22 protein-coding genes and 1 pseudogene are annotated in these 26,582 nt (G+C 56.2%); 15 read left to right on the top strand and 8 right to left on the bottom strand.

Annotated features, from left to right (window positions below):
- Nucleotides 1-450: 450 nt before the first annotated feature.
- The gene (locus tag Q1A89_RS02745; protein WP_299723398.1) at nt 451-1,572 is read right to left on the bottom strand and encodes an ABC transporter substrate-binding protein; all 1,122 of its coding nucleotides are present in this window, start codon (nt 1,570-1,572) and stop codon (nt 451-453) included.
- Between the two features lie 771 nt (nt 1,573-2,343).
- Here Q1A89_RS02745 and Q1A89_RS02740 point away from each other — a divergent pair.
- Nucleotides 2,344-5,487, top strand: coding sequence for a calcium-binding protein (locus tag Q1A89_RS02740; RefSeq protein ID WP_299723395.1), 3,144 nt, complete (start codon nt 2,344-2,346; stop codon nt 5,485-5,487).
- A 330-nt stretch (nt 5,488-5,817) separates the two neighbouring features.
- Here Q1A89_RS02740 and Q1A89_RS02735 read toward each other — a convergent pair.
- A pseudogene (locus Q1A89_RS02735) lies at nt 5,818-6,989 on the bottom strand (IS3 family transposase).
- A 479-nt stretch (nt 6,990-7,468) separates the two neighbouring features.
- Here Q1A89_RS02735 and Q1A89_RS02730 point away from each other — a divergent pair.
- Nucleotides 7,469-8,215 carry a cyclic nucleotide-binding domain-containing protein gene (locus tag Q1A89_RS02730; RefSeq protein ID WP_299723392.1) on the top strand — a complete coding sequence of 249 codons (747 nt, stop codon included), beginning with the start codon at nt 7,469-7,471 and terminating at the stop codon, nt 8,213-8,215.
- Nucleotides 8,216-8,271: 56 nt separating this feature from the next.
- On the opposite strand, the gene Q1A89_RS02725 is transcribed toward Q1A89_RS02730, so the two are convergent.
- Nucleotides 8,272-8,658 carry an Imm1 family immunity protein gene (locus tag Q1A89_RS02725; protein ID WP_299723389.1) on the bottom strand — a complete coding sequence of 129 codons (387 nt, stop codon included), beginning with the start codon at nt 8,656-8,658 and terminating at the stop codon, nt 8,272-8,274.
- Between the two features lie 365 nt (nt 8,659-9,023).
- On the opposite strand from Q1A89_RS02725, the gene Q1A89_RS02720 reads away from it, so the two are divergent.
- The 3 genes from Q1A89_RS02720 to Q1A89_RS02710 all read left to right on the top strand — a co-directional run bounded on the left by Q1A89_RS02720 (nt 9,024) and on the right by Q1A89_RS02710 (nt 10,823).
- A complete protein-coding gene (locus Q1A89_RS02720) occupies nt 9,024-9,377 on the top strand; it encodes a metalloregulator ArsR/SmtB family transcription factor (RefSeq protein WP_299723386.1) in 354 nt (117 codons plus the stop codon).
- Nucleotides 9,364-9,834, top strand: coding sequence for an SRPBCC domain-containing protein (locus Q1A89_RS02715; RefSeq protein WP_299723383.1), 471 nt, complete (start codon nt 9,364-9,366; stop codon nt 9,832-9,834). The genes Q1A89_RS02720 and Q1A89_RS02715 overlap by 14 nt, the downstream gene beginning before the upstream one ends.
- Nucleotides 9,835-9,911: 77 nt before the next feature.
- The gene (locus Q1A89_RS02710) at nt 9,912-10,823 is read left to right on the top strand and encodes an alpha/beta hydrolase (protein ID WP_299723380.1); all 912 of its coding nucleotides are present in this window, start codon (nt 9,912-9,914) and stop codon (nt 10,821-10,823) included.
- A 66-nt stretch (nt 10,824-10,889) separates the two neighbouring features.
- On the opposite strand, the gene Q1A89_RS02705 is transcribed toward Q1A89_RS02710, so the two are convergent.
- Complete coding sequence (locus Q1A89_RS02705) at nt 10,890-11,357, bottom strand: cytochrome c (protein WP_299723377.1); 468 nt, start codon at nt 11,355-11,357, stop codon at nt 10,890-10,892.
- Nucleotides 11,358-11,375: 18 nt separating this feature from the next.
- Between Q1A89_RS02705 and Q1A89_RS02700 the strand changes: the two genes are divergently transcribed.
- On the top strand, nt 11,376-12,299 hold the full coding sequence (locus Q1A89_RS02700) for a LysR family transcriptional regulator (protein WP_299723374.1): 924 nt from the start codon (nt 11,376-11,378) through the stop codon (nt 12,297-12,299).
- On the opposite strand, the gene Q1A89_RS02695 is transcribed toward Q1A89_RS02700, so the two are convergent.
- A complete protein-coding gene (locus tag Q1A89_RS02695; protein ID WP_299723371.1) occupies nt 12,269-12,550 on the bottom strand; it encodes a hypothetical protein in 282 nt (93 codons plus the stop codon). The two genes, Q1A89_RS02700 and Q1A89_RS02695, sit on opposite strands and share 31 nt — an antisense overlap.
- Between Q1A89_RS02695 and Q1A89_RS02690 the strand changes: the two genes are divergently transcribed.
- Together Q1A89_RS02690 and Q1A89_RS02685 are read left to right on the top strand one after the other, a co-directional pair.
- A complete protein-coding gene (locus tag Q1A89_RS02690) occupies nt 12,543-13,094 on the top strand; it encodes a flavodoxin domain-containing protein (protein ID WP_299723368.1) in 552 nt (183 codons plus the stop codon). The two genes, Q1A89_RS02695 and Q1A89_RS02690, sit on opposite strands and share 8 nt — an antisense overlap.
- Nucleotides 13,095-13,323: 229 nt before the next feature.
- Nucleotides 13,324-13,896: a tyrosine-type recombinase/integrase gene (locus Q1A89_RS02685; protein WP_299723365.1), complete on the top strand. Its 573-nt coding sequence runs from the start codon at nt 13,324-13,326 to the stop codon at nt 13,894-13,896.
- Nucleotides 13,897-14,161: 265 nt separating this feature from the next.
- Here Q1A89_RS02685 and Q1A89_RS02680 read toward each other — a convergent pair whose 3' ends face one another.
- From Q1A89_RS02680 to Q1A89_RS02670, 3 genes are all read right to left on the bottom strand, one after another.
- On the bottom strand, nt 14,162-15,220 hold the full coding sequence (locus Q1A89_RS02680) for an IS110 family transposase (RefSeq protein WP_299723362.1): 1,059 nt from the start codon (nt 15,218-15,220) through the stop codon (nt 14,162-14,164).
- A 269-nt stretch (nt 15,221-15,489) separates the two neighbouring features.
- A complete protein-coding gene (locus Q1A89_RS02675) occupies nt 15,490-16,728 on the bottom strand; it encodes an L-rhamnose isomerase (protein WP_299723359.1) in 1,239 nt (412 codons plus the stop codon).
- 21 nt (nt 16,729-16,749) lie between these two features.
- The gene (locus Q1A89_RS02670) at nt 16,750-18,852 is read right to left on the bottom strand and encodes a bifunctional rhamnulose-1-phosphate aldolase/short-chain dehydrogenase (RefSeq protein ID WP_299723356.1); all 2,103 of its coding nucleotides are present in this window, start codon (nt 18,850-18,852) and stop codon (nt 16,750-16,752) included.
- Between the two features lie 187 nt (nt 18,853-19,039).
- Here Q1A89_RS02670 and Q1A89_RS02665 point away from each other — a divergent pair, with 187 nt between their 5' ends.
- The 7 genes from Q1A89_RS02665 (at nt 19,040) to Q1A89_RS02635 (ending at nt 26,165) form a co-directional block, all read left to right on the top strand.
- Nucleotides 19,040-19,852 (top strand): DeoR/GlpR family DNA-binding transcription regulator, encoded by an 813-nt coding sequence (locus tag Q1A89_RS02665; protein ID WP_299726051.1) that lies wholly within the window; start codon nt 19,040-19,042, stop codon nt 19,850-19,852.
- 25 nt (nt 19,853-19,877) lie between these two features.
- Complete coding sequence (gene rhaS / locus Q1A89_RS02660) at nt 19,878-20,873, top strand: rhamnose ABC transporter substrate-binding protein (protein WP_299723354.1); 996 nt, start codon at nt 19,878-19,880, stop codon at nt 20,871-20,873.
- An 88-nt stretch (nt 20,874-20,961) separates the two neighbouring features.
- Nucleotides 20,962-22,503 (top strand): sugar ABC transporter ATP-binding protein, encoded by a 1,542-nt coding sequence (locus Q1A89_RS02655; RefSeq protein WP_299723351.1) that lies wholly within the window; start codon nt 20,962-20,964, stop codon nt 22,501-22,503.
- Nucleotides 22,500-23,480, top strand: coding sequence for an ABC transporter permease (locus tag Q1A89_RS02650; protein WP_299723348.1), 981 nt, complete (start codon nt 22,500-22,502; stop codon nt 23,478-23,480). The genes Q1A89_RS02655 and Q1A89_RS02650 overlap by 4 nt, the downstream gene beginning before the upstream one ends.
- Entirely contained in the window at nt 23,477-24,478 is a 1,002-nt protein-coding gene (locus Q1A89_RS02645; protein ID WP_299723345.1) for an ABC transporter permease, read from the top strand. The genes Q1A89_RS02650 and Q1A89_RS02645 overlap by 4 nt, the downstream gene beginning before the upstream one ends.
- On the top strand, nt 24,475-24,792 hold the full coding sequence (locus tag Q1A89_RS02640) for an L-rhamnose mutarotase (protein WP_299723342.1): 318 nt from the start codon (nt 24,475-24,477) through the stop codon (nt 24,790-24,792). Before Q1A89_RS02645 ends, Q1A89_RS02640 begins: the two co-directional genes overlap by 4 nt.
- Nucleotides 24,789-26,165, top strand: a complete 1,377-nt coding sequence (locus tag Q1A89_RS02635; RefSeq protein ID WP_299723339.1) for an FGGY-family carbohydrate kinase — start codon at nt 24,789-24,791, stop codon at nt 26,163-26,165. The genes Q1A89_RS02640 and Q1A89_RS02635 overlap by 4 nt, the downstream gene beginning before the upstream one ends.
- Nucleotides 26,166-26,582: the final 417 nt, after the last annotated feature.

The raw sequence follows: 26,582 nt of genomic DNA, 5'->3' as shown, positions 1-26,582 counted from the left end.
GGGTCCCCATGGTTGATCTGATTGCTCTCAGCATGCGGATGTGACCTGTCTGTGTCACCCCCCAAGGTTGTACATCTGCGACTAGTCGCTTGGCCGCGCGTTCTGCTTGGTGCTGTCTCGCCTTGTGTGCTGGGTGTCGCTTACTGGTTGCCGGCCCTTCGGGTCCTTCACGCTCGAACCTTGCATAATTTGGCGAAGGGGGGTGAAGCGACATTCCGTGGACAGGTTTGTTTGGCGCGCGTGTCTTGGTCACGAACCGATGTACCGAGCCCCATGAATTGTGTGTGGGGTGCTGGGGTGCGGAAGGTTCGAGGCTGGTCGGAACGCTGCGGTAAATCGCAGGCGGATCATCTGGTTGCGCCTGCGCGCCGCGCAATTCGCGACGGACAACGCAAAGTCCCTGCAACAGTTCTTACTGTCGCAGGGACCTCGGTAACTCAAGAGAGAGCCCTATTTGCCGACGTGTTCAAGCCAGCCTTTTTCGATGGCCGTTGTCCAGGCGCCGGGCAGTTCCGGCAGGGTTCCCACACCATCCGGATCAACTTCTGAATCCATGGATGGATGCCGTTCGATCGCATTGAACTTGGCCTGAATCTCTTCGGACGTGCGATCCATTTCGATGCCGGGATTGGATCCCCACACCTCCGGCAGCGCCTTTTGATAATGCGCTTCACCTGACAGCAGAACATTCTGCAGGACCATGGCCGCTGCCTTGTTCGGCGAGTTGAACGGGATCAGCGTGTAGCTTGTGTTCGCGATCCCGCCATCCTTCATCATGTAAGTTCGCATTGAATCAGGAAACTTGCCGTCGGCGATCGCTCTGGCGACATTTTCGGCATCGTAGTTGGGGTAGAGGACGATCTCCTGGTTCGCCAGCAAGTTGTCCAAGGCCGCCTGGCTCGTGGGATAGGTTTTCCCTTCCCGCCACAGATACGGCTCCATGTCGTTGAGGATCTTCCACGCTTTTTCGGCAACCTCGTCAAACTTGGCCTGGTCGAAATCACCCATCAGATTCTCCACACCACCGGCTGCATGGTAAAACACGTGCCGCACAAAGGCCGACCCCTGAAAGTCCGGGGGAGCGGTGTAGGTGAAAGCGCTCGGGTTCTCTTTGACCCATTCGATCAGTTCGGGAATGGAGCGCGGTGGATTTGGTGTCACGCCCGGATCGTAGGCATAGATGAACCCTTTGCCGCGCGTCCAGGGCGCCTCGCACCCGTTCACCGGCAGACCAAAGTCATTTGCGACGGACGGGTTTTCCCAGTCGATCAGCCTGTTGTTGGGCAGAGTCTCGAAGTAGCCGCAAAAGGCCATATCCGCCTGCATCACGGTTTTGAAATTCTCGCCGTTGATCCAGATCATATCGACCGAACCATTGTCGAGGACCCCAGCTTCCTTTTCGCCGAGAACAATATTAACGGCTTCGACAGTGTCGGAGATGCCAACCCGGTTGAGCGTGATGTCGTACTCATCCCTCAGGACACCACCGACCCATTCGCTGACATATGCGTTGATGGAATCCGATCCGCCCCACATGAACCAATTGACCGTACCGCCTTTCGCCAGCGCCAAGACGTCCTCCTAAGGCTTGCCAATCAGGGCGTCTCCGTCCGCAGTGTCGGCAAAGGACGACGGTGCACCAAGTGTCACCGCTGACGCCAAGAGAAGTGCTCGAGCAAAATGTTTCATAGTTCCCCCTAATCTATGCTTCGCTTCGGCCAGCATGACGTTCAGCCACAGCTTTGAGTCATACGCATGTCTCACATCCAACCTCGAAAGAGCCTGAAAGTCAATATTTGTACATACAAGTTAGTTGTGACAAAAAGAGAGTGCAGGGCGATTGATCACAAACACCGCGCTGACGCTGGGGAAAACCACGGTGTTCCCAAGTTTTTCGATTGGAGGATTTGAGATGCTGGCGAGCCAAGGTGTATCGGCGAGCCGTCGCACGCATCTCACCCGCAGCACTCAATCGTGCAAAGCTTGGCACAGTACATCCGATTCTGAGACAGCGCGGTTCACACGACACTCTGATTTGGAGCGGTGGCAATGCGCCTGGTTCAAACGGATGGGTTAGGAGGCCTGGTGACCGCGTTAAAATAGATACCGTTTTAAATGCGTGTCTTAATCGCGCCTATCTCGTTGACAAAACCTGACCAAGCGACGTGCTTTTGAGCACCCCAAAAGGGGATTTTGTCAGCCTTATGGCGGCCGCCTGACCTCGAAATGACATCCACTCCATTCAGGCTTTAAAGTGCAATAGATGCGAAGCAATGCAGAGTTTATTTTCGCGTCGATCCTGCCCTTATACAGCCAAGTAGTTTGGTAAGGGAGCACGGACAGGTGGAGAGTGTAACGGTAACTGGTATTCAGAGCGACACTGGTCGTTTCGTTTCTGACGTGCATTTCGGGGGAAATACACTTTACACGCGCAATACAGACAACGGTATACCAGACGAGAACTATATGACGGCGGTTGAGGAACTGGATGTCGGCTATCTGCGGTATCCGGCTGGGCATCCGGACGTTGCTTACATCGACGGTATGGTCATTGACGGACAATTGCCAGAACACCTTGTAAACTTTATGGAAACCGCTCAAGCGACTGGTCATAGAGTACTAATTGTTACGCCATCACATGCCGCCTATTCCGATGCGGCAGAAGTCGGAGAGTTTGCCGGTCTTTTGGTTGAACAATTCCCAGATACTGTGCATGCATTTGAAATCGGGAACGAATACTATCGGCATCAAACTGAAACATCTTATGGACAGGTGGCAAACGATTCAGTGCTTGCTATTTCGGATGCAATTGATGCCGTAGGTGTAGATGTTCCAATTTGGGTGCAAATGGGGCAAGCCAGTGGCTCTTATAGCGAGTTTCATTGGACCAACGATGAAAGAGGGTATCTGACAAGAACCATTGAGTCGAACCAGACAATATTGGACCAAATCAGCGAGGAAGCCCGGGCCGAGATTGATGGCGTCGTGGAACACTTCTACTTGCGAGGAATGGCAGGCGAAATTGACCCATTTTCCCAGTGGGATCAGATGCTCAGTCTCGACCTCGCCATTTGGAGGACAACACTTGGCGAAGACATTACCTTTGCAATCACAGAGTGGAACGTAAGAGTAGCGAACCTCGATAATTTGGGAATGAAGGCGGCTTCCAGCCTCCTCGCTCATTTCACGCATATTGTGGATCTGGGTGCCGATGAAGCGTATGTTTGGCCCCCACATCTTAACACCGCAGCCGATCTTGCCGGCTCGGGGGAGGTTCTGACCGATCCGGCCACGGGTGTTGTCATCAACAGTGTTGGCGGCGCGATGTTTGATTTGATGTCGACCCAATTGCCAGGACTTGAACTGGTCCCTGCGAGTTGGTCGTTCGGGTATGAGATGTTTCATACAATTTTTGCAAACGACGACAGAGTCGTTGTCTACGTGGCGTCCCGGTCTGACGAAACAGAGAGTATCTCATTCTCTTTGGGTGACTGGTTTGGAGACACTGCGTTGGTTTCAGCAACCCAAATCGGATACGATCGAGAGAGCTCGGATGGTCGCCATTACAATTATGAAACAGACGTTTGGGACCAATCTCAATCCCTGATCGTCAATGGCGAAGTCTATTACGTCAACGAACATGATGTGCGTGCAACTGTCACCGAACTGAGTGTCATACCAGATCAATTCAACACACCGTTTGAGATCACTCTGCTTCCTTATGAGGTCGTGCAATTGGTCTACGAGATACCCGCGTACATCCAAAGTACCGGGACAGACGTGCGCGACGTGCTGGCAACTGGTGACGACGACGATCTTGTTCAGGCGTTGGGCGGAGACGACAGTGTCACAACCGGTGGAGGTTCCGATACAATATTTGGTGGCGATGGTGATGACTATCTGAACTCAGGTGCCGATGCCGACAGTGTCGAGGGCGGTCAAGGATCTGACTCGCTTCGCGGTTGGGGAGGCAATGACACTCTCATCGGTGGCGATGGCAACGACGATTTGCAAGGTTGGAACGGCGCAGACAGTCTGGTTGGCTCTGCCGGAGATGACCGTCTGCTTGGTGGCGACGGCAACGATGTTCTGGTTGACGGGTTGGGCTCTGACTACATTGACGCGGGCGTCGGAGACGACACTATTTTCATTGAGAACGGCGACAGTCTTCAATCGACTGAGAACCTTGAAATTCTCCGAGCATCCATGTCTGACGAAGCTCTGCTAGAGGCGCTCACAGCAGATCACGTCGTCTACACGACCGTAATTGACGGAGGAAATGGATTTGATGTCGTTAACTTTGGTGACGCGAACGATGCGTTCTTCCTTCATGACAACATCTCCGCCTTCCATAACTCAGTCCAACAAACCGGAGACTCAAGCGGCAATGCGGGACGCGCCCGTTTGTCAGGTCTCGAAGAGATTAATCTGGGTGCCGGGAACGATGTCTTGGACCTTCACAGTGAAGACTATTCTACTGGGGTAGATACACTTCGAATTTTTGGTGAATCCGGAGATGATTTTATTCGGGGTTCTGGTCGCGTCGAGCATGTTTTTGGCGGGACGGGCAATGACGTCGTGTACGGCGGTGGTGGTGCTGACCTGATAAGAGGTGGCTATGGCGTCGACAGCCTTTTTGGAGGTGACGGGGCGGATACTCTGGAGGGGGGCGATGGCTGGGACCTGCTCGATGGTGGTCAGGGCTTTGACCATATTTGGGGCGGTTCAGGTTACGACAGGATTCTGGCTGGCGGGTCGGCTGATCGCGTCTATGGCGGCGATGGCAACGACTGGATCAGCGGTGGCTCGAATTTGGGAATGACCGTTGACGGTTTGTGGGGCGAAGCGGGAAACGACACGATTTTCGGTGATGGCGGCTTCGATATGCTGGACGGCGGCGACGGAGATGACCTGCTGGACGGCGGACACCAGGCAGACAACCTCTATGGTCGTGATGGCAACGACGAGTTGCGAGGCGGTCAGGGTCTGGATCGGTTGTTTGGTGGTACGGGCGACGATCTGGGCCATGGGGGCGATGGCAACGATGGCCTGTTTGGCGAGGCGGGCAATGACACGCTGTTTGGTGACGCAGGAGATGATCGCTTTTTCGGAGGCAGCGGCAATGACCTCATCTTTGGCGGGGCGGACAATGATACAATCAACGGAGGCTCCGGCTTTGATACAATCGAGGGCGGCACCGGCAATGACCTTCTCTTCGGGCGCTTCAACGCTGACGTCTTCGTATTTGCCGATGGCCATGGCCAGGACACGATTGGCGATTTCGCAGCACGCAACGACTTTGAGCGCATCGATTTGCGCGACGTCAGTGCAATCTCTGAATTGAACGATCTGGATTTGTCCAGCAGCACGACTGGTGCTGCGACCCAGTCCGGATCAGATGTTCTGATTGCGACCGGGGACAGCAACTGGATTGTTTTGTCTGATACGAACCTGTCAGACCTCGACGCAAACGATTTTATCTTTTGAAGCGTTTTTCGTTGTCCTGGGCTTGGCGCTATCTGCCGTTTCCTCAAATATGGCGGCGAGCCTCTTCAGGGGGAGAGATACAGAAGATATGACTGGCCAAACGGAGGGCCAACAAGAGTGGATTACATCGACCGTTCAGCACAAAGTTTTCATATTTGAAAAAATCGCAGGTAAGTTTCTTAATTTCTATGCAAGCGCAATCTGCCGCCAAAGCGGATACTCGCGAAGGTCGCAGCATCGGCCATTCGGAGCTCGTTCCAGATTTCGAATACTGCGTGGCATCAGAGATAGGACTTGCCTCGTTACCGAACTGACTCGTCTTGCCCCGTTTCAGTGGACAGTTTCAAAAAATCCGTTTGACCGCTCTTCGAATTCAACCGGACTTACGTTGCCAAGATAGCCATGGCGACGGTTTCGATTGTAGAACACCTCGAGGAGTTCGAACAGATCAGCTCGTGCCTCCTCCCTAGTCCTGTACCGAACACGGTTCACACGTTCGCGTTTGAGCACCCCGAAGAAGCTTTCAACAACGGCGTTGTCATAACAGTTAGCGGCCGCACTCATGCTGCATTCGATGCCATTACGGGCAAGTTCCTTTCGGAAGTCTTCGCTGGTGTATTGGGCGCCACGATCCGAATGATGGACAAGAGGTCCGTCCGGTCGGCGCGCATCAATGGCCATTCTCAAAGCCCCGACCACAAGGTGCCGTCCCTTCCGCTGGCTCATGGACCAGCCCACGATGCGACGTGAGAAGAGATCCATAACAACCGGAAGGTAGAGCCAGCCCTGCTTTGTCGAGATGTAGGTCATGTCGGCCGCCCATCGCTGGTTCGGCTCCCGCGTCTTGAAGTCCTGCTTCAACAGGTTCTTGGCAACCGGATGCGTCGGGTCGCGTTGTGGTGTGACCCGGAAACGACGTTTGGGACAGCCTCGTAGCCGTTCCAGGCGCATCAGGCGAGCAATCTTGTTGCGCCCGACTGTGACGCCCTCGGCCGCCAGTTCGGCATGCACTCGCGGGCTGCCGTAGACACCGTTGCTGGCATCGAAGACCCGCCTGATCTTCGGCATCAATTCTCTATCCTGCCGGGTGCGAGCACTCTCCGGACGCGTGCGCCAGGCGTAGTACCCGCTGGCTGAAACGCGCAGCGGGCAGCACATCATGCGCACCGGATAGTGGCCTCGCCGAAGATCAAAGTAGGCGTACTTCAATTCGACAGCCTAGCGAAGTACGCCGCCGCTTCCTTTAGAAAATCACGCTCCTTGTTCACGTGAGCCAGCTCACACTTCAGCGTAGCCACCTCCTCATCGCGCGGACGACCCTGACCGGGGAACGCATCCTGACCCAGCATCGCCGTCTCACCGTGCCAGCGTCGGAACTGCCGCGTGCTGATCCCAAGTTCGTCGCAGACAGCCTTGTCCGTCATCCCTTCGTCAGCAGCCCTGCGCAGAGCTTCCCGTTTGAACTCCGCGCTGTAGCGTTTGTATCGCTTCGGTTTCGTCATTCGACACCTCCCGGCGCAATCTGCGCCTGTTCTAGGTGTCCACCAAATCAGAGCAAAAACCAGACAGCCCTTAGGAGACATCCAGTGGCCAACCCAGATGCTGCGGAAGCAGCCCGCTTACCGGTCATTCGTTGCGGCTGCAAAATCTCAGCACAAGCAAACTCACAGTCTGCATGACCATCCTGCCGTTTGCGGCGGCGTCATTTACGACTGCCTGCAGATCGCTTCAATGGGCGTGGGCATCTACCCCAAGCGCCATCATCAGATGATGCTCACGGTGGTGATCTTGGCTTGCCATCAGACCCAAGAAACCGAGACCACGAATGCGAGCGACGACCGCCGGATCATCACTCGTCACTTGCAACGCGATACCTTCAGCCGTCCCGGACACCGAGGCGGACCAACGGTCATCGCGTGCAAGTTGCCTAGCGTGTGCCGGGACCATTCGCCCGAGTGTCCCAACCGTATCTGCATCGCCCGTGGCCATAGCCCGCAATCCATTCGGCAGCCCCCGCACCGACCAAAGTGAGAACTGCTATACTGATACCAAGTCGCATGTTTATCCATTTCCTTTCGTTCCTCACTATCGGGTAACTGTTGAATTGCGTATGATCTCTATCATGTCAGCGTGGATAAAAATTATTGAGAATGCGCCGGTGCAAGACCTCGCAAAGAGAGACCTTCTGTTCCGCCGCGATGACCCTGTGCAGTCGATGTTTCTGGTCAAGAAAGGCTTGATTGCGTTGGAACGCCCGCTCTCGGATGGCGGGCTTCTGACACTGCATCTCACGGGTTCAGGAACGGCACTCGCTGAGGCATCGATGTTCGCGAAGACCTATCGCTGCGATGCGGCCGCGCGTTCTGATGCTTCAGTGGCCTTTGTTAGACGAGACGACTTCGAAGCAGCGCTTCGCCGGTCGTCAGATGCTGCGATGAGTTTGATCGAGACCCACGCGAAAGCCGTTCAATCGCAACGAGCTCGGATAGAAATCTTGCGCCTGCGGCGGGTTTCGGATCGGTTGGACGCGTGCCTCGATATTCATGGGGAAGTTCAAAAGGAGACTGGGTCAAGGTCGCCGAGCAAATTGGCGTATCAGCACCTGCGCTCTATCGTGAACTGGCGCGACGGCGTTAGTCGACATTCGCCATCACGCAGCATCTTGTTAGGTCCGGGCTCTTTTCTGACCTTCGCCGCATGCTCTTCCAACGAAAGGGGCCAGCGCTAAGGAGACACTCGATCTAGGCCGCAGTCGGCGACTGTGCGGGACATAGTCGACCTTAGTTATGTCGCACTATCATCGTGCCAATCGACCGATGAAGGCTTCTTTCCGCTAAGGACAAATTCCAGAATGGCATCAATTATAGGTTTGCGCTCAAAGGTCCGTGACTTCGGGTAGCTGTCCGCCTGACCATTCGCCAAAACGAACTGCTCCACATCGCTTTCGTTTTCGCCCTTGGTGCGACTTCGCGATCTGAAACCTACATCTCCATTAAATCTCAGGAACATCAGCCAACCGCAGCGCGAGTTCATCGGCGCACAAAGTGATGCCTCATTCTCATGGGAAGCCCAGATTTCGAGGTCATCTTTGGCAGTTGACGATGCGAGAAGCTCCTCGGCCTTAGCCAGTGCCAGGAGACCTTGCTTAATCCCATTGATGACAAGACGCACGACTCTGTTCCAGCTTCATAAATTTGGTGGAAAGATTGCAGTGTAGTTGCACGGATGCAAGATGACTGGCTCAGCGGACATCTGCCGTGATGAAAAAACCGCCAAGTTGTGCGCCTGTGCACTTTTGGGCGTCAGCGCTGCGAATAGTTCTCAATGGCGTGTTTCAATGTTGGGCCGGTCCGTCGGGGATGCGGACTGTAAGAACCATCTCCTGGGCGCAGCCGTTTAGGGTCAGCCACACATTGAACGTGTGGAATTCTGTTGAATGGGTCACCGGGATAACGATGGCCGCAGGTTGATGCGCTACGGCCAAGCAAAATTCTGGGGTTGACCTGGAGTGTGGTCATACCCTAAAAGGATACCAAATGGTTTCCTTAGAGAACACGCATCTCATGTTCAGCGCCTTGGGCGACGCGACGCGGTTGGAGATTGTCTCGCTTTTGTCCAAGACCCGATCGATGCGGGTAAGCGACATCGCGGGCCAGTTTGAGATGACAAGACCCGCGATTTCGAAACACCTGAACATCCTGGACCAGGCAGGGCTTGTGAATGCAAAGCGGGTCGGGCGCGAAAAGCTCTATGAATTGCGGCCTGACGCCTTGGGCAAAGTGTCCGAGTGGGCCAACCGACATCAGCGGCTTTGGGACGCCGCCCTCGGCGACCTGAAGGCACATTTTGAAGAGAAGAGGACTGAAGGAGGAAAAGATGACCGATCCTGATATTGATGTTGTTGAGGTGAGCGAAACGATACCTGCAAACGTCAAGGATGTCTGGGAAGCCTGGACGGTGCCCGATATCAAGAAAACATGGTGGGGAAAGACCGAGAATCTGAAATTGGTTCTGTGCGAAATGGATGTGCGTGTCGGGGGCACCTACCGCTATGGCATGGCCAAATCAGGCGAGACATCTGTCGAAGAGGCGGCAAATGGAAAATATCTTGCTGTCGAGCCCTACAAGAAGCTCGTTTATACGTGGAACTGGGGCGGCGACTCCCCAAGTGTCAAAGACACACTTGTAACGGTCACATTTGAATCCATCTCGGACAACCTCACCCGGGTGAATGTGGTTCACGAAAGACAACCCACTGAAACCGTTTCGGCAATCCATGCCGATGGCTGGACCAACAAGTTGGCAGACCTTGTGTTGTTTGCGCGACTGAGTTGTGCCGCGAGCTAGGCGAGGCCTGCTATGTACAGCGTTGGAATGCAGTCTTCGACCATTGTGAAAACAGTAACCATGGACAAAAGTTAAGTATGCCCAGCGTTGAAGCCGCAACCGCAAGGCGCGCACTTCAGAAAGAACAGGTCGATCCAAGCGTGACGCTTGCCGACGAACGCCGAGGTTGGGATCAATTCGCGGCGTCGATTCCGCTGGCTGCAGATGTTCTTGCTACCGATGAAGAATTTGGTGGAGTTCCGTGCTTGCGACTTCGTCCGTCCAATCAAGACCCCGTTGCCACGCTTTTGTACGCCCATGGCGGCGGCCTAACCAGCGGATCGATCACGACACACAAGGCGTTTTGTTCTCGGCTTGCCGCCGCCACAAAACTACAGGTCATTATGGCGGGCTATCGTCTCTTGCCAGAAGCACCGCTTACCGCGCCAAGCGACGACTTTGTGTCGGTGTTTCTGAATTTCAGTCGGGCCTTAGACGACAGCCGACACCCGGTGTTCTTTGCGGGTGACAGTTCGGGCGCCGGTTTGGTCGCGGCAAGCTTGGTGAGATTGCGAGACGGCGGCCACACGCGCCCAGCAGGATGGATATCACTCTCGGGAGCGTTTGATGCCAGCTTGTCCGGCTGCAGCATGCATATTCAAAGTGATCCAATCCTCTCCTATCCGGTCCTGAGGCACTGGCAGTCGCATTTTCCGGAAGGCTTTGATTTCGAAAACCCAATCATTTCTCCGCTCTTTGCTGACCTGTCGAACCTTCCACCGGCACTTCTTCTGGTAGGTGAAGACGAGGTATGGCGCGATGATACCGAGCGAATGCATCAAGCGCTGCAATCGGCTTCGAGCGATAGCGAAATGCGCATCTACCAAGGGATGTGGCATGTTTGGCCAATGACGGCCGGATTGCCTGAAACTGACGACGCATTTCGACGGATTGCGGCATTTGTTGGCGGTGTCAATGCAAGCGCCTTGGAACGTCGCCGCGACGAATAGCCGACGGTCAGCGCCGCTTGGTGGCGCGGGGCTGGTCATGGGACACATGCCCCATGACCGACGAGATCAGTTTTGCGGGGCGCGATAGGCCTTGTGGCAGGCCGAGCAGGCGTTACCAACGCCCCCCATTGCCGCTCTTAGCGAGTCCAGATCCTGGCCAGCGGCTGCCTGCATGACAACCGCGGCTTCAGACAATGCCGCGCCTTTGGCCATCACATCGGGAAAGTTCTGCCACAGCGCAGGCAGAGCGCGGGACGACGCATCGGCGGAATTGTCGGACCCGGCAGGCCACATACGCGACTGGTCAATCTGCGTCAGCGTCACAAGGTTGTTGGCTGCGCTGCTTGCTGCCTGAGCGTCATATTCCACGTCACCCTTGGCCATGGCGCCAAGAGCTCCAAGGTTGAAGGCGTAGAGTTGCATGATCGAAGTTCGGGCTTTGACAGCTGGATTGCCGCTTTGTTGTGCGATGGCTGTGCCGATGGCCGCTGCGGTCGCGAAACCGGCGATGGCGAGTGTGACAGTCTTGTTCATGTTTCACCTCCGTGTTGTTTGGCCCACTATAGCTTGAACATTAATCGTTGTAATTGGTCGACTTTGATTGCTTATTGTGAATTAATGAACAATCAAAACTGGGATGATATCAGATACGTTCTGGCCGTTGCAGAACATGGATCGCTGAATGCGGCGGCCACGGTTCTTGGCGTCACGCACGCCACGGTCATGCGCCGGGTTGCTGCGTGCGAAGCGCGTTGCGAGCGGCCGCTATTTGAAAAGTCGCAATCCGGATACCGTGTCCTGCCCGAAGCCATTCCGATCCTGCGTGCCATGTCAAATGTTGCGGACGCCGTTCTGGCCACCGAACGCACCATCGTCGGGGCAGACCAGTCGCCGTCCGGTCCCGTGCGCATCGCGTCGACCGACAGTATTTGCCAAAGGGTATTGCCTTCCATCGTCGCCATGATTGCCGATCGGTATCCACGGATCGAATTGTCGTTACTAAGCGCGAATGTGCATCATGACCTCAGCCGCTTGTCCGCCGATATCGTTGTCCGCCCGACCGTGGATCTGGGGGACAATCTTGTCGGACAGCACGTCGGCGATCTGGCCTTTGCTGCATATGGTGACGGAAACCCCGACAGAAAATGGTTGAAACTGGAAGGCGCGTTGAGCGGCTCGCTCGCCGCGAAATGGATGACAGATAATGTGCCGGCTGATCAAATGATCGGCGGTGCCGACAGTTTTCTGGTGGTGCAACGCCTTGTGGCAGAGGGCATCGGCAACGCCTTGTTGCCCAGACTGGTTGGCGACGCGGATCACCGACTGAACCGCCTGGACGTCGAGGGGGCTGACTTTGCAGTCCCGGTTTGGGTCGCCTGCCTTAAGGAATTCGCGCTCACACCAAGATTTGCGCTGGTCCAAAAACTGCTGGCCAACGAGTTGCGTCAGGCGGTTGGATTGCGGTCCAGTACGTAAAAGACGTTGTTGCAGTTTAAACCGATCGAGCTGGATTGCAGTTGTGATACGGCTGCGGCCATATCCAAAGAAATGGCAGTCTCAATTTTCGAGTTGGCACGTTTTCTTGCGATGGGATGTGGATTGATGGCGCCAAGGATGTCTGAGCGGGATTTTTCTGCCCGCCGGGCCTGCGCCGCACATTTGATCTGGAACAATCCATTTTTGCGTGCGGCGGTGTAGAACTCCTGCGGAGGCAAGACAATGACCACTTTGATCGCATTCGGAACTGTCGAGGGACAAACTCGGAAGGTCGCAGAATTTGTGGAGAAGCACGTTCGCGCTGCGGGAGAAGAGATAATTCTTTTTGATACGTCTGAACCGATCGAAAAACCGACTTTTGACGGCATTGGCAGGGTCATACTTGCTGCTCCAGTTCATGAGAGACGCCACCCAAAGCCTTTCGAAGCTTTCGTTGCCGCCAGTCGGGAAGAGCTGGCCTCAAAATCCACGCTTTTTCTGTCGATAAGTCTGAAAGCGGCATTTCCAGAGGGGCAGCAAGAAGCTCAGGATTTTGCAGACGAAATGAAACTTCGCACCGGCCTCACCCCCAAAATGGAACTTCTTGTGGCAGGGGCCATTCACTCGGATAGCTACGACTACTACGCATCCCAGGTCTTGCGGCAGGTTGTGTTGGCAGGTCATGAGTTCGATCCGTCGGTGCGTGACCACGAGTTCACGGACTGGGAAGAAGTCGGGTCCTGTATTGCCGATTTCTTGGCTGATCACGCGACCGGCCGAAAGGATGACGGCTAAAGCTCGGTTTACTTGCGCGAGCAGAGTTCGGCGAAAAAGACGCTGATGGCACCACTTGTAAGGTTTGGGCTCTTTGCCGACTTCGGATGCACCGCAGCATCTCGTGATATGGTGAACTGTCAACGTCTGGTTGTCGTTGTGGAAGGCATGGTGGATCGGAGGATCAGTCATGAAAACACCAAACCTACCAACCATTCGCGCACTTCGCCCCGCCTAGAACAAGGGCCGCATGGTCGGCCAGAAGCGACCATTGAAGCCAAAGCACGTTTGGGCGATCCGGGTTCGCCTCGAACTGGCCGAAAACCATCGCGACCTCGCTCTCTTCAACATGGCGATCGACAGCAAACTGCGCGGCTGTGACCTGGTGAAGATGAAAGTCGTCGACGTCATGGCGTCTGGTCAAATCAAGGGGTGGGCGTCGGTTTTGCAGAGCAAGACGCAAAAGCCTGTGCGGTTCGAGATATCAGAAGGGACCCAAGCGTCAGTTGAGAAATGGATGGAAGACGATTTGATGGTCGGGTCAGAATATCTTTGGCCAGGCCGTTTTCACGAACGACTCCACATTTCTACCCGTCAGTACGCGCGGATTGTGTGCGACTGGGTGACTTCGATTGGCCTTGAAGCGACGGCCTATGGCACCCATTCAATGCGTCGCACCAAGGTTACGCAGATCTATAAAGCGACGGGAAATCTCCGAGCCGTGCAGCTACTGCTTGGTCACACCAAGATGGACAGCACAGTCCGTTATCTCGGCGTTGAGCTTGAAGATGCATTGGCTATCGCGGAAGCCATTGAAATCTAGAACTATAGACCGCCTGCAAGGACGACCTATTATGTATGTACCGGCTGCTGTTCGCAAATGATTTCTCGCATGTTCTCGGAAGTCGCTCATATGTATCCGGCCTACTGATCGACACGCGGGTCGTGGCCTTGTTGGGGTTACGCACGCGCCGTGGTCTAATTAGCGGCAAGGTCCAATTTGACCGAATGGGCCGTCAGACTCTGGGGGCGCAATTGTTCCGTTCCATGCATCCTTTCAGTCGCGAACTCCTCTGGGTCGATCCGGCTTACACGCCGATAGCCACCTCGTCTCTGGGCGCGTCAAACGCCGTTTTGTATCTCAAGATGCTCCACGCCATCCGAGCCAGCTTGTTGGCCAGTGCGACGGCAAGCTTGTTGCGGTTCATACGCTCTGCGGCTCGCGCCAGCCATTCTCCAAAGCTGAAGTCCGGCCAACGGTTGGTTCGCATCAAGATAACCTTGGCGGCCTGAACGAAGAGCATTCGCAGGTATCGGCTGCCACGCTTTGATATCCGGCCCAGCACTGTGCGACCGCCTGTACTGTACTGTCGCGGTACGAGGCCAACCCAGGCCGCAAAATCGCGCCCTCGACCAAAGGCCTCGCCCGTTCCAATTGCTGCTACCATCGCAGTCGAGATCATCGGGCCGATGCCAGGGATCGTCATGACGTTCACGCAGTTCTCTTCGGTTCGGCTGATTTGCTCAATCTCCTTCGAAACAGTGTGGATCCACTCATCCAACCACAGCCAGTCGCCGTAGAGACCAATCAGGATCTTCCGCATGCGGGGTGATATCTCGTCCTTGCGCTCTTCCAGGATCGCCTCGAATGAGTTTTTCAGAGCTCGCAAACCTTTGCGCACCGTGATCCCCTGCTCGATCAGGAAGGCGCGGATCTGGTTGATCGTCGCCGTCCGACGCGACACCAGCCGTGACCGAACGCGATGCAGCGCCTGCAGGTCGAGCTGTTCCTGGCTCTTCTCGGGGACAACCGGCAGATTGGGTCGCAGTGCCGCTTCAGCTATCGCCTCCGCGTCGTTGTAGTCATTCTTCTGTCCTTTGATGAATGGCTTCACATAGATCGCCGGAATGATCCGAGGCTCAAAGCCCATCTTGCGGAGCGTCCGGCTCACAAAATGAGCGCTCAGACACGCTTCCATGCCGACCACGCACCGGGGCAGCTTCTCAAACGTCTGAACCAGCGCCAGCCGTTTGATCTGTTTGCGCATCACCAACCGCCCGTCAGGGTCGAATGCCACGATGTGGAATGTGTCTTTGCCGATATCGACGCCAACAGACATCAGCTCATCAAAATCGTTCTTCGCCATGCTACTTCTCCTATCTGCAGGTGAAATAGGCCAAGCCTAACCTGCTGGGTGAAGCAGCCGGTACATCCCATTAGCGGACATCCGACACTACCGCTTGATGCTGCAGCTGCAGCCCGCATAGCGGACTTTCGCCGCATTGCTGCAATCTACGCGTCAGAGATTTCAAAGTCCGCGGGAAATTACTGCCGAAGAACGATTCATCTCGACTGTCGACTCCTCGACCCAAAGCTCGCTCGCGAAACCGCCAAGCCCATTGAATTGCCGCGCACTCAGCCGCGACCGGCAACACTTGCTTGGTACCGGTTAAGGTCCGAAACAAGTGACTGTCCGTTCGCAACGCCCATCCGTTCGCTGAACTCAGCCCAGACGGCCGCGTAGGGCAAGTCTTTGACCTCTTCGGTGACAACCAGACGCGATGTGTAGTCGAGGGTGGTTTCTGCTGACTTCAGATTACCCCACGGGGCCAGCAACGCGCGCAGCAGGGCTTTTTGCATGTTACGTGTCCCAATAACCCAGGCCGCTGTTCGGCTGATTGTGGCGTCGAAGAAATCGAGCCCGATGTGGGTACGCCCCAGTAGATCAGAGCTCACCAACTCCTGTGCCATTTGCAGGATCGCGTCATCCAATAGGATTACATGATCGCTGTCCCATCGCATCGGGCGGCTGACGTGGAGCAGGATCTCATCGACGGACAAGGCCACAGAGCTGAGCTTGTCGGCGACATTCTCGGTCGGATGGAAATGTCCCATATCCAGGCACAGCAGGATGCCTTTGCGGATCGCGTAACCCATGTAGAATTCGTGGCTGCCAACGGTGCAGGCCTCGACCCCGATCCCGAACAGCTTGCTTTCGACGGCGTCCAGCATCTGCGCTTTGTCTTGTTTCGCGGCCATCATAGCGTCAAGCGAGACTTCGAGCCGCCTACGTGGCGCCATGCGGTCAACAGGCGTATCCTTATAGCCATCGGGCACCCAGATGTTGTTCACGCAAGGCGTGCCAAGAGCCGCGCCCATTTGGGCTGCGATATCGCGTGACCGTTTGCCATGTTCGATCCAGAAATCGCGGATACCCTGATCGGGATGGCTGAGCGTCAGGTTGTCATCGGCCTTCTCATGCGCAAAGAACGTCGGATTGAAATCAAGGCCGAGGCCGTGGTCTTTCGCCCAATCCACCCAAGGGGCGAAGTGGCTGTATTCAATCTCGTCCCTGTCAGGGTTCTGGTCGGTATCGAGGTAACACGCATGCAGGTTGAGCCGGTGCTTGCCTGGGATCAGGCTGTAGGAGAACTCAAGATCGGCACGCAGCTCATCTGGTGTGCGGGCGCGGCCGGGGTGGTTGCCCGTGGCTTGAATGCCGCCGCCAGAACTGCCGGTCTTGGTCTCAAACCCGACAACGTCGTCCCCTTGCCAGCAGTGCATAGATATCGGGATGGTCGCAAGTTTGCTTAGGGCCGTTTCAGTGTCCACGCCCCAATCGGCGAAAGCGGCTTTTGCGCTGTCATAGCTCATGTTGTGTCCTCCCTCGGACGCTTAGCGCGTGAACGCTTCTTTATTGCCTGCATCGACGTTGATGATGTTGCCCGTAGATTTGGCCGACAGATCGGACGCAAGGAAATAGGCCGCCTCCGCGATGTCCTCGGGCAGAACGGAGCGTTTCAGCATGGAGCGATCGCGATACATTTCCTCCAACCCGTCCTTGTCGGTGCCGTAAGTGCCCGCGCGTTGGTCGAGCCATTCACCTTGCCAGATCTTGGACCCTTTCAACACCGCATCGGGGTTCACAACGTTCACCCGCACACCCATGGGCGCACCTTCAAGCGCCAGACAGCGCGCGAGGTGAATTTCGGATGCTTTGGCGGTGCAATAGGCAGAGGCGTTGGGCGAAGCTGCGAGGCCATTCTTGGACGCGACAAAGACCACCGCGCCGCCCATGTCTTGAACCTTGAACAGCTTGAAGGCCTCACGGCTGACAAGGAAATAGCCGGTGGACAGGATCGACATGTTCTTGTTCCACAGATCAAGACTGGTCTCTTCAATGGGGGCGGAACTGGCGATGCCAGCGTTGGAGACAAGGATGTCCACGCCGCCAAACTCTGCGGCGATATCGCTGTAGGAAGATGCCACAGCGGACTCATCGGTGACGTTCATGTTCACGGTGCGCACAACGTCTGCGGAGTATTTCGTGCTGAGACCTTCGAGGGTTTCGGCAAGGGCAGCATCATCAATGTCGGCCAGCATCACACAGGCGCCTTCGCGCAGGTAACGGTCTGCTGTGGCAGCGCCAATGCCGCCAGCCCCGCCAGTGACCAAAGCCACGCGGCCTGCCATAGATTTTGGCGCGGGCATGCGTTGCAGTTTGGCCTCTTCCAGAAGCCAGTATTCGATGTCGAAGGCTTCTTGTTCGGGCAGGCCCTGATATTCAGATACGGCGTCCGCACCGCGCATTACGTTGATGGCGTTGACGTAAAATTCGCCTGAAATGCGGGCCGTCGCTTTGTCTTTGGCAAAGGTGATCATGCCAACGCCCGGAATCAGGTAAACCACCGCGTTGGGGTCGCGGATGGCAGGGCTGTCGTCGTGTTTGCAGCGATCATAATAGGCCTGATAGCCGACGCGATAGTCAGCGATAGCCTCATCGAGGCCAGCGATAGTGGCATCTACGTCCGGCTTGACAGGGTCGAAATCAACCACGAGCGGGCAGATTTTGGTCCGCAGGAAGTGGTCGGGGCAAGACGTGCCCAAGGCGGCAAGACGTTTCATGTCTTTGGCGTTGACGAACTCCAGAACAGCGTCACTGTCTGTGAAGTGGCCGACCATATGCTGTTGGCCAGACACATATCCGCGGATCGCAGGCATCAGGCGCGCGGCGGTGGCGCGGCGGGCATCTGCATTTAGGCTGGTGTGAACCGCCCCGCCGAAGGCATCTTTGTTAGCGGTTTCCTTGGCGAACCAATCCATCGCAGTCTGGATGACGTCCAGAGTCAGCTCATAACAGTCTTTCGCGTCATCGGCCCAGGTGAACAACCCGTGGCTTTCAAGGACGACGCCTTTGGCATCTGGGTTCTTTTCACAAAAATCAGACAGCCAAAGGCCCAATTCGTAGCCCGGCTTCTTCCAAGGCAGCCAGCCGATGCTGTCACCAAAGATTTGTTGCGTCAGTGCCTTGCTGTCCTTGGCGGCGGCGATCGCGATGATCGCATCGGGGTGCATGTGATCCACGTGTTTTGCGGGCACATAGGCATGGAGCGGCGTATCGATCGAGGCCGCACGCGGGTTCAGGTTGAACGTGCAGTGGGGGAGATAGGCGACCATCTCGTCCTCAAATTCGACCCCGCGATAAAGCCCGCGCAGGGCATTCAGTTTGTTCATGTAAAGGGTTGAGAACCCGTCCATTTTGATCGATCCAACGTCTCCGCCAGACCCTTTGACCCACAGCACCTCGGTCACGTCACCCGTCAGCGGATCATCTTGCATCACTTTTGCGGATGTATTCCCGCCGCCGTAGTTCGTGATTCTCTTGTCCGACCCCAACAGGTTGGAGCGATACAGCAGTTTCTCCGGCTCGCTCATCTTGTTTGCGCGGGGGGCATCCCATTTATTTTCAAGACGTTGGCTGTTTTTGGAAGAGGTCATGTGTGTCTCCGTGGACGACGGGTTAGAACTAACTATTCGAAATCAACGTGACGGCAGGCGGCAAGCAAGTCAATCATTTTCAATCACAAACAATCACGCTGCAGTGCAGAATGATTGCATATGACAAATAATGATTGACAAACTGTCGCGATTCGCCCCACGTTCAAAGCAATCAAAGGGACACCCCATGCACGAAAACGATCGCCACAGAGTCATGCTATCTGCCGTTCAAGACCGTTCACTTGTGACCGTCATTGATCTGTGCACGTTGACTGGCGCGTCCGAAGCGACCGTACGTCGTGACATCAATACGCTGGACGAGAAAAAGCTGCTGCGCCGGGTGCGCGGTGGTGCTGAGGCTCTGACGACAACACCTTTCGTTGGCCTTGCAGGACGGCCTTTTTCTGTCAACGAAACGCTGAATAGCGCTGAAAAGCAGGCGATTGCCGCTGCCGCTGTTGAGCTGTGCAAAGATGGTGAGCCGATCATCATCAATGGCGGAACCACAACGTTCCAAATGGTTCACCCATTGGCATCGCGCCGGATGCAGGTGTTCACCAATTCATTCCCGATCGCCGAGCACCTTCTGAAGAACACCCAAAACACAGTGATGTTGTCAGGCGGGATCATTTACCGCGAACAAAACATCATCCTTTCGCCGTTCGACAACGACGTGACCCGCAACTTCTACGCCAAGCGGATGTTCATGGGCGCACAAGGTATTGGCCCGCTGGGCCTCATGGAAGGCGATCCATTGCTGATCCAGGCCGAACAAAAGCTAATCGGGCAAGCCGAGGAACTGATCGTTCTGGTGGACAGCTCCAAATTTGAACAACGCTCCAGCTTGGTTCTGTGCCCACTTGAGCGGATCGACACAATCATCACCGACGACAAGATCGATGACCGCACCGCGGCCATGTTGGAATCGGCAGATGTGACACTGATCGTGGTGCCCTCTGGCGCCGCGCAGAAAGAGGGGGTGGCGCAACTGCCAGCCTGACCGCAACCACTCCAGGGAGGATACCATGAGTGTACTAAAGAAACTGGCAGCATCCGCTGCAATGGCCGCCGCGATGATCGCAACGCCGGCATTTGCGCAAGACGATGTTCGCATTGCGCTGGTCGTCAAGGCGCTCGGCATCGGGTTCTTTGAAGCTGCCAATGAGGGCGCACAGGAAGCTGCAGAAGAGCTTGGCAATGTTGAGATCATCTACACGGGTCCAACTGATACAACCGCCGAAGGCCAGATCGAGGTTATCAACGCCCTGATCGCCCAGCAGGTTGACGCAATTGCGATTTCCGCGAACGACACCGACGCGTTGGTGCCTGCCCTGAAACGCGCCATGCAGCGTGGCATTACGGTCATTAGCTGGGACTCCGGTGTCGCGCCCGAGGGCCGTCAGTTGCACCTGAACCCATCGTCCAACGCGTTGATCGGCAACATGATCATCAAACTCGCGGCAGATCATCTGCCCGATGGCGGTGATGTGGCCTTGCTGTCTGCGACCACCACTTCGACCAACCAGAACATCTGGATGGAAGAGATGAACAAGGTGATGGGCGACTATCCCGGCATCGAAGTTGTCACGACGGTTTACGGTGACGACCTTGCCGACAAATCCTACCGCGAAGCGACAGGCCTGATGCAGTCCTATCCTGATCTGGACGCGATCATCGCACCTACTTCCGTTGGTATCGTGGCCGCAGCGCAGGCTGTCGTGGACGCTGGCAAAGTCGGCGAAGTGAACGTGACGGGCCTTGGCCTGCCATCTGAAATGGCTGGTGCCATCGAGTCCGGTGCCTCGCAGTCCTTTGCGATCTGGAACCCGATCGATCTGGGCTACTCGGCCACTATGCTCGCTTATGAGCTGAGCCAAAATGGCGTCGAAGCCGCCCCCGGCGCTGAAATCCCGATGGGCCGCATGGGCAGCCTGACGCTGGATGAAAACAACGAAGGCGCGATGGCCGACCCGTTTGTTTATGACGCCAGCAACATCGACCAGTTCAAGTCGATCTTCTAAGTCGTCTCCCTGGTTCGGTCTGGCGCATAACGAGCGCTGGGCCGAATTCCCCCATATCCCCAATTCCCAATCCTGAGAGAGTATCGGCATGTCGACCCGCACCGCGCCTTCCATATCGCCTGACGTGTCCCCCATGGTCTCGATGGACATGATCACCAAAACATTCCCCGGTGTGAAAGCGCTGGATGAGGTCAAGATGGACCTCTACCCCGGCCAAGTGACCGCCCTCGTCGGCGAGAACGGCGCAGGTAAATCCACGACCGTAAAAATTCTCACAGGCATCTACCAGCCCAACGGTGGCACGATCCGAATTGATGGCGACCCTATTGCCTTTGGCTCCCCCAATGACGCGGCAAAAGCGGGCATCACCGCTATCCACCAAGAGACCGTACTCTTCGATGAGCTGTCCGTGGCAGAGAATATCTACATCGGCCATGCCCCCTGCACACGGTTCGGCCTGATTGATACCGCGCAAATGCACCGCTCTGCCGCCAAGTTGCTGACCGACATTGGCGCGCCGTTCAGCTCTCACACTCAATTGCGTGAACTTGGCATTGCGAACAAACACCTTGTCGCGATTGCCCGAGCGCTATCCGTCGATGCCCGCGTGGTCATCATGGACGAGCCGACCGCGGCACTGTCCCACAAAGAAATCGAAGAGCTGTATGAGCTGGTCGAAACCCTGAAATCGCAGGGCAAAGCGATCTTGTTCATCAGCCACAAGTTCGATGAGATTTTCCGCATTGCCGACCGCTACACGGTTTTCCGCGATGGCGCCTTCGTGGGCGATGGCCGGATCGCCGACATCTCCGAAGGGGAGTTGGTGAAGATGATGGTCGGGCGTTCCGTCGATCAAATCTTCCCGCAAAGCGACCATGTCATCGGCGACGAAGTTCTGAAAGTCGTGGGATATGAACACCCGACAGAATTCGCCGACATCAACTTCAGCCTCAACAAGGGCGAAATCCTCGGCTTCTATGGCCTCGTTGGCGCTGGCCGATCCGAGTTTATGCAGGCCTTGTTCGGGATCACCAAACCCTCCAAAGGCGTTTGTCAGGTCAACGGCGATATCAAGGTGATCCGCTCGCCTGCGGATGCCGTGTCCAACGGGATCGTCTATGTACCCGAGGATCGTGGCAAACAGGGCGCGATCATTGGTTTGCCGATCTTCCAGAACATCACTCTGCCATCCTTGGGTAAGACGTCGCGAAGTGGTTTTTTGAAGCTCGCCGAAGAATTCAAGCTGGCGCGCGAGTATTCGCGGCGATTGGACCTTCGGGCCGCAGCCCTTGATCAAGACGTCGGCAATCTGTCAGGCGGCAATCAACAAAAGGTTGTCATCGCCAAATGGCTGGCGACCCAGCCTCAGGTGATCATTCTGGATGAACCCACCAAGGGGATCGACATCGGCTCTAAGGCCGCCGTGCATGAATTCATGTCCGAGCTGGCCGCGCAGGGCCTGTCCGTCATCATGGTCAGCTCTGAAATCCCCGAAATCATCGGCATGTCAGACCGCGTGATCGTCATGCGTGACGGGCGTATCGCCGCCGAACTGACAACGGACGAGTTGTCCCCTGAAACCCTTGTGCGCCACGCCGCGGGCATCACAACTGACGGAGCGGCAGCATGACCCGTTTAATCCCCGTACGCGAAACGATTTTGGGCGGCGCCATCTTGGTGCTTCTCCTTCTGATCTCGTCGCGCTTCTCCGGCTTCGTTACGCCGACAAATCTGGCTAATGTCTTCAACGATACAGCCCCGCTGATCATCCTTGCGCTGGGGCAGATGGTCGTGATCCTGACCCGCTGCATTGATCTGTCTGTGGCCGCGAACCTTGCTTTGACGGGCATGGCGGTGGCGATGATCAACGTCGCGATGCCGGGCCTGCCGATCCCTGTGATCATTGCAATTGCCATCCTTCTGGGGGCGATCATGGGGGCGATCAACGGGGTGCTGGTCTGGAAATTGGCAATCCCACCGATCGTTGTGACCCTTGGCACCATGACCATCTTTCGGGGCATTATCTTCCTGATTTCAGACGGAAAATGGGTGAACTCTCACGAGATGTCGCCAGCCTTCACCGACTACCCACGCATGGTTCTATTGGGTCTGCCCGTGTTGTCATGGGCCGCGATCATCACGATCATCCTGTTCGGGATCATGATGGCGCGGACACAATTCGGACGGTCCATTTTTGCGGTGGGCGGTAACCCGCATGCGGCCATCTACACCGGCATCGACGTGGGTAAGACGCAGTTTTGGGCCTTCGTGGTATCGGGCGCATTGGCCGGACTGACCGGATACCTTTGGGTGTCGCGATTTGCCGTGGCCTACGTGGATATCGCGGGCGGCTTTGAGCTTGAGGTTGTGGCCGCCTGTGTCATCGGTGGCATTTCCATCGCTGGCGGAGTCGGCTCTGTCGGCGGCGCAGTGCTGGGCGCTATCTTCCTCGGGGTCGTCAAAAATGCGCTTCCGGTCGTGAATATCTCGCCCTTCTGGCAGCTCGCTATTTCGGGCAGCGCGATCCTGATTGCCGTGGCCTTTAACGCCCGTGCGGGCCGCAACAAAGGCCGAATTATTCTCAAAGAGGCGGAGGCCACACAATGACGGACGCAACCCAAACCCGCCATGTCCCCGACCGCCTGAACAGCCGCGCGGCGCGAATCTTCAAAAGCTGGGAGGCCCTGTTGTTGGCCGTGGCCATCGCAATCTTCGTGATCAACAGCTTCGCCTCGCCCTATTTCCTGAGCGCTTGGAACCTTAGCGATGCGACATTCAATTTCACCGAAAAAGCGATGATCGCCTTCGCGATGGCGCTGCTGATCATTTCGGGTGAAATCGACCTGTCTGTCGCATCAATCATCGCGCTGGCCAGCACGGCGATGGGACTTGCCCTGCAATACGGGGCTGGCACGCCCGAACTCGTCATCATCGGCCTTACGGTCGGCGTGCTGTGCGGAGCCTTCAACGGGTTCTTCGTCACCGGGCTTGGCCTGCCGTCTATCGTGGTCACCATCGGCACCATGAGCCTTTTCCGCGGGATCAGCTTCATCATCCTTGGCGATGACGCCTTCCGCGGATATCCGGCCAGCTTTTCGTGGTTCGGACAGGGCTACATTTATTGGGTTTTCACGGTCGAGATGCTGCTCTTCGTGATCATCGCAATCATCTACGGCGTGCTGCTGCACAAAACCAACTTCGGCCGCGCCGTCTATGCCATCGGCAACAATCCGACAGGCGCCTTGTTCAGCGGCATTCGCGTGGCCCGCGTCAAGTTCATCCTGTTTCTGTTAACAGGCCTGATGTCTGGCATCGCGGCGGTGTGCCTTACGTCGCGGCTTGGATCGACACGGCCCAGCATCGCAACGGGGATGGAGCTTGAGGTGGTCACAATGGTTGTCCTTGGCGGCGTTAATATCCTTGGCGGATCCGGCACGATCCCCGGTGTCGTGATCGCAGCCTTCGTGATGGGACTTGTGACATTCGGACTGGGTCTGCTGAACGTGCCTGGTATCGTGATGTCGATCTTCATCGGCCTTTTGCTGATCGGGGTGATCGCCCTGCCACGCCTTTGGTCAATGGCCGCCGCAGGGCGCAAGTCATGAGCGCGCGTTACGTCTTTCGTATGCGGCTGAACGATGGGATGGCCGATGAATACAAACTCCGCCATGATGCGATCTGGCCGGAGCTTGTTGATCTAGTGCACGACGCGGGTGTCAGCGACTATTCGATCCATCTGGATGAGGAAACAGGCCACCTGATTGGCGTTCTGACCCGCGAGGACGATCACGGCATGGACGCGCTGCCAGACCATCCTGTCATGCAAAAATGGTGGGCCTATATGGGCGACATCATGGAAACGAACGACGATAGCTCGCCCGTTGCCGTGCCGCTGACGCCGCTGTTTCACATGCCATGACCGCACCGCGCCACATCGCTGTCATCGACATCGGCAAGACCAACGCGAAACTCGCGCTTGTGGATTTGGAGCGCCTGACAGAAATCGCGGTCGTCACGCGCCCCAACATCGTCCAACCCGGCCCGCCATACCCGCATTATGACGTGGAGGGGCACTGGGCATTTCTTTTGAATGCTCTGGCGCAATTCCACAAAGAGCACGGTATCGATGCGATTTCGGTAACCACCCACGGGGCCTGTGCTGCATTGCTGGATGCCACTGACGCACTGGCAGCACCCATACTGGACTACGAGCACACTTACCCTGCCGAAATCGTCGCCGCTTACGACGCCCTCAAGCCCGACTTTGCCCAAACCGGATCGCCCAAGCTTGCAGGTGGCCTGAACATCGGCGCGCAACTGCATTGGCTCTTTGCCAATGATCCGAGCCTCAAGGACCGCACGACCCGGATCGTGACCTACCCGCAATATTGGGGGCACCGCCTGACGGGCGTGGCCGCGACGGACGTGACATCCATCGGCTGCCACACTGATCTTTGGAATCCTTATGAAGGGACGTACTCCGACCTGACAGCCAAGCTCGGCATTCGCGGCAAACTGGCACCCGTGCGTCGCCCCAGCGACATCTTAGGGCCAATTTTGCCCCAGATCGCAGAGGCCACCGGCCTTGCACCTGGCACGCCGGTGTGCGTCGGCATCCACGATTCAAACGCGTCTCTTTATCCTTACGTCACATCGCTAGACGCGCCTTTGTCTGTCGTCTCAACCGGCACTTGGGTCATTGCTATGTCTTTGAGCGGAAAGGCAGTTTCGTTGGATCCCGCTCGCGACACCCTCGTCAACGTCAACGCGCACGAACAAGCCGTGGCCAGCGCACGCTTTATGGGCGGACGAGAGTTCGAACTGATCCAGCAAGGCAAGCAAGTCGATCCAACAAAGACGGACGTATCGGCGGTGCTGGATGAGGCCTGCATGCTCTTGCCCTCAGTCGAACCCAGCTCGGGACCGTTTCAGGGCCGGCAGATGCAATGGCACGGCAGTGAACCCAAGATCGGAACGGGCAAGCGCTCTGCCGCGCTTTCGTTCTATCTGGCTTTGATGACAGGCACCTGTCTGAAACTGGTCGACAGTTCCGGCTCCACAATCGTGGAAGGCCCTTTCGCAAGAAACCCCGAATACCTCGCCATGTTGCACGCTGTAACGGCCAGGCCAGTATTTACGAACGCAGCCGTCACAGGCACAGGCATCGGCGCAGCTATGTTGCTGGGCGATAAACCGTTTTCACCTGAGCTTGACCGATTTGGTACAACATTGCCATTGGAGCGGCTCATGGCATATGCCGATCTTTGGTCAGAGATGGCCAAAGGCATCTGACGAGGCATATCAAATTCGGTTGCATTGCTTTTTTAGCCACCGCAGCGCACATTCGCTTCCCGGAAAAAGCTGGTTTCTAGTTTTGGCGTGTTATCCGACACACCAAGCTCCTTGCGAAATCGGATCGAATGCAAAATTCCTGAGGCCAATTCATCAAGGAACGGCAGCTTTTGCGAAATCGGCCTCGCGAACTTGCACCTGCAGCGAACTTCCGCTTTCGCCGATTCTGTGGAAAAACAACGTGTTGCGGGCGCAGAAAGTAGCGACCCATTTGGAGCGCGAGGGCCTTTCTGATCAGGCTTTTCGCTTTTGCTGCGGTGCAGGAAAGATCTTGGCCAGTTTCTGGAGGTTTGGCCCCGACACTGGCGGGGCCGCACGGGTTTTTGATGCGGGAAGGGGGACGCACGCCGGACCCGT

This window comes from uncultured Tateyamaria sp., from assembly GCF_947503045.1.
Taxonomy (GTDB): Bacteria; Pseudomonadota; Alphaproteobacteria; order Rhodobacterales; family Rhodobacteraceae; genus Tateyamaria.
The sequence above is the reverse complement of the archived record's forward strand: the minus strand, read 5'-3'. Positions and strand labels throughout refer to the sequence as shown.

Bases quoted from the DNA above. Each gene is read 5' to 3' on its own strand.
- Q1A89_RS02645 (WP_299723345.1), top strand. From the start codon at position 23,477: ATGACGGACGCAACCCAAACCCGCCATGTCCCCGACCGCCTGAACAGC.
- Q1A89_RS02710 (WP_299723380.1), top strand. From the start codon at position 9,912: ATGCCCAGCGTTGAAGCCGCAACCGCAAGGCGCGCACTTCAGAAAGAA.
- Q1A89_RS02675 (WP_299723359.1), bottom strand. From the start codon at position 16,728: ATGAGCTATGACAGCGCAAAAGCCGCTTTCGCCGATTGGGGCGTGGAC.
- Q1A89_RS02665 (WP_299726051.1), top strand. From the start codon at position 19,040: ATGCACGAAAACGATCGCCACAGAGTCATGCTATCTGCCGTTCAAGAC.
- Q1A89_RS02635 (WP_299723339.1), top strand. From the start codon at position 24,789: ATGACCGCACCGCGCCACATCGCTGTCATCGACATCGGCAAGACCAAC.
- Q1A89_RS02685 (WP_299723365.1), top strand. From the start codon at position 13,324: ATGGTCGGCCAGAAGCGACCATTGAAGCCAAAGCACGTTTGGGCGATC.
- Q1A89_RS02655 (WP_299723351.1), top strand. From the start codon at position 20,962: ATGTCGACCCGCACCGCGCCTTCCATATCGCCTGACGTGTCCCCCATG.
- Q1A89_RS02680 (WP_299723362.1), bottom strand. From the start codon at position 15,220: ATGGCGAAGAACGATTTTGATGAGCTGATGTCTGTTGGCGTCGATATC.
- Q1A89_RS02720 (WP_299723386.1), top strand. From the start codon at position 9,024: ATGGTTTCCTTAGAGAACACGCATCTCATGTTCAGCGCCTTGGGCGAC.
- Q1A89_RS02650 (WP_299723348.1), top strand. From the start codon at position 22,500: ATGACCCGTTTAATCCCCGTACGCGAAACGATTTTGGGCGGCGCCATC.
- Q1A89_RS02705 (WP_299723377.1), bottom strand. From the start codon at position 11,357: ATGAACAAGACTGTCACACTCGCCATCGCCGGTTTCGCGACCGCAGCG.
- rhaS (WP_299723354.1), top strand. From the start codon at position 19,878: ATGAGTGTACTAAAGAAACTGGCAGCATCCGCTGCAATGGCCGCCGCG.
- Q1A89_RS02690 (WP_299723368.1), top strand. From the start codon at position 12,543: ATGACCACTTTGATCGCATTCGGAACTGTCGAGGGACAAACTCGGAAG.
- Q1A89_RS02715 (WP_299723383.1), top strand. From the start codon at position 9,364: ATGACCGATCCTGATATTGATGTTGTTGAGGTGAGCGAAACGATACCT.
- Q1A89_RS02640 (WP_299723342.1), top strand. From the start codon at position 24,475: ATGAGCGCGCGTTACGTCTTTCGTATGCGGCTGAACGATGGGATGGCC.
- Q1A89_RS02670 (WP_299723356.1), bottom strand. From the start codon at position 18,852: ATGACCTCTTCCAAAAACAGCCAACGTCTTGAAAATAAATGGGATGCC.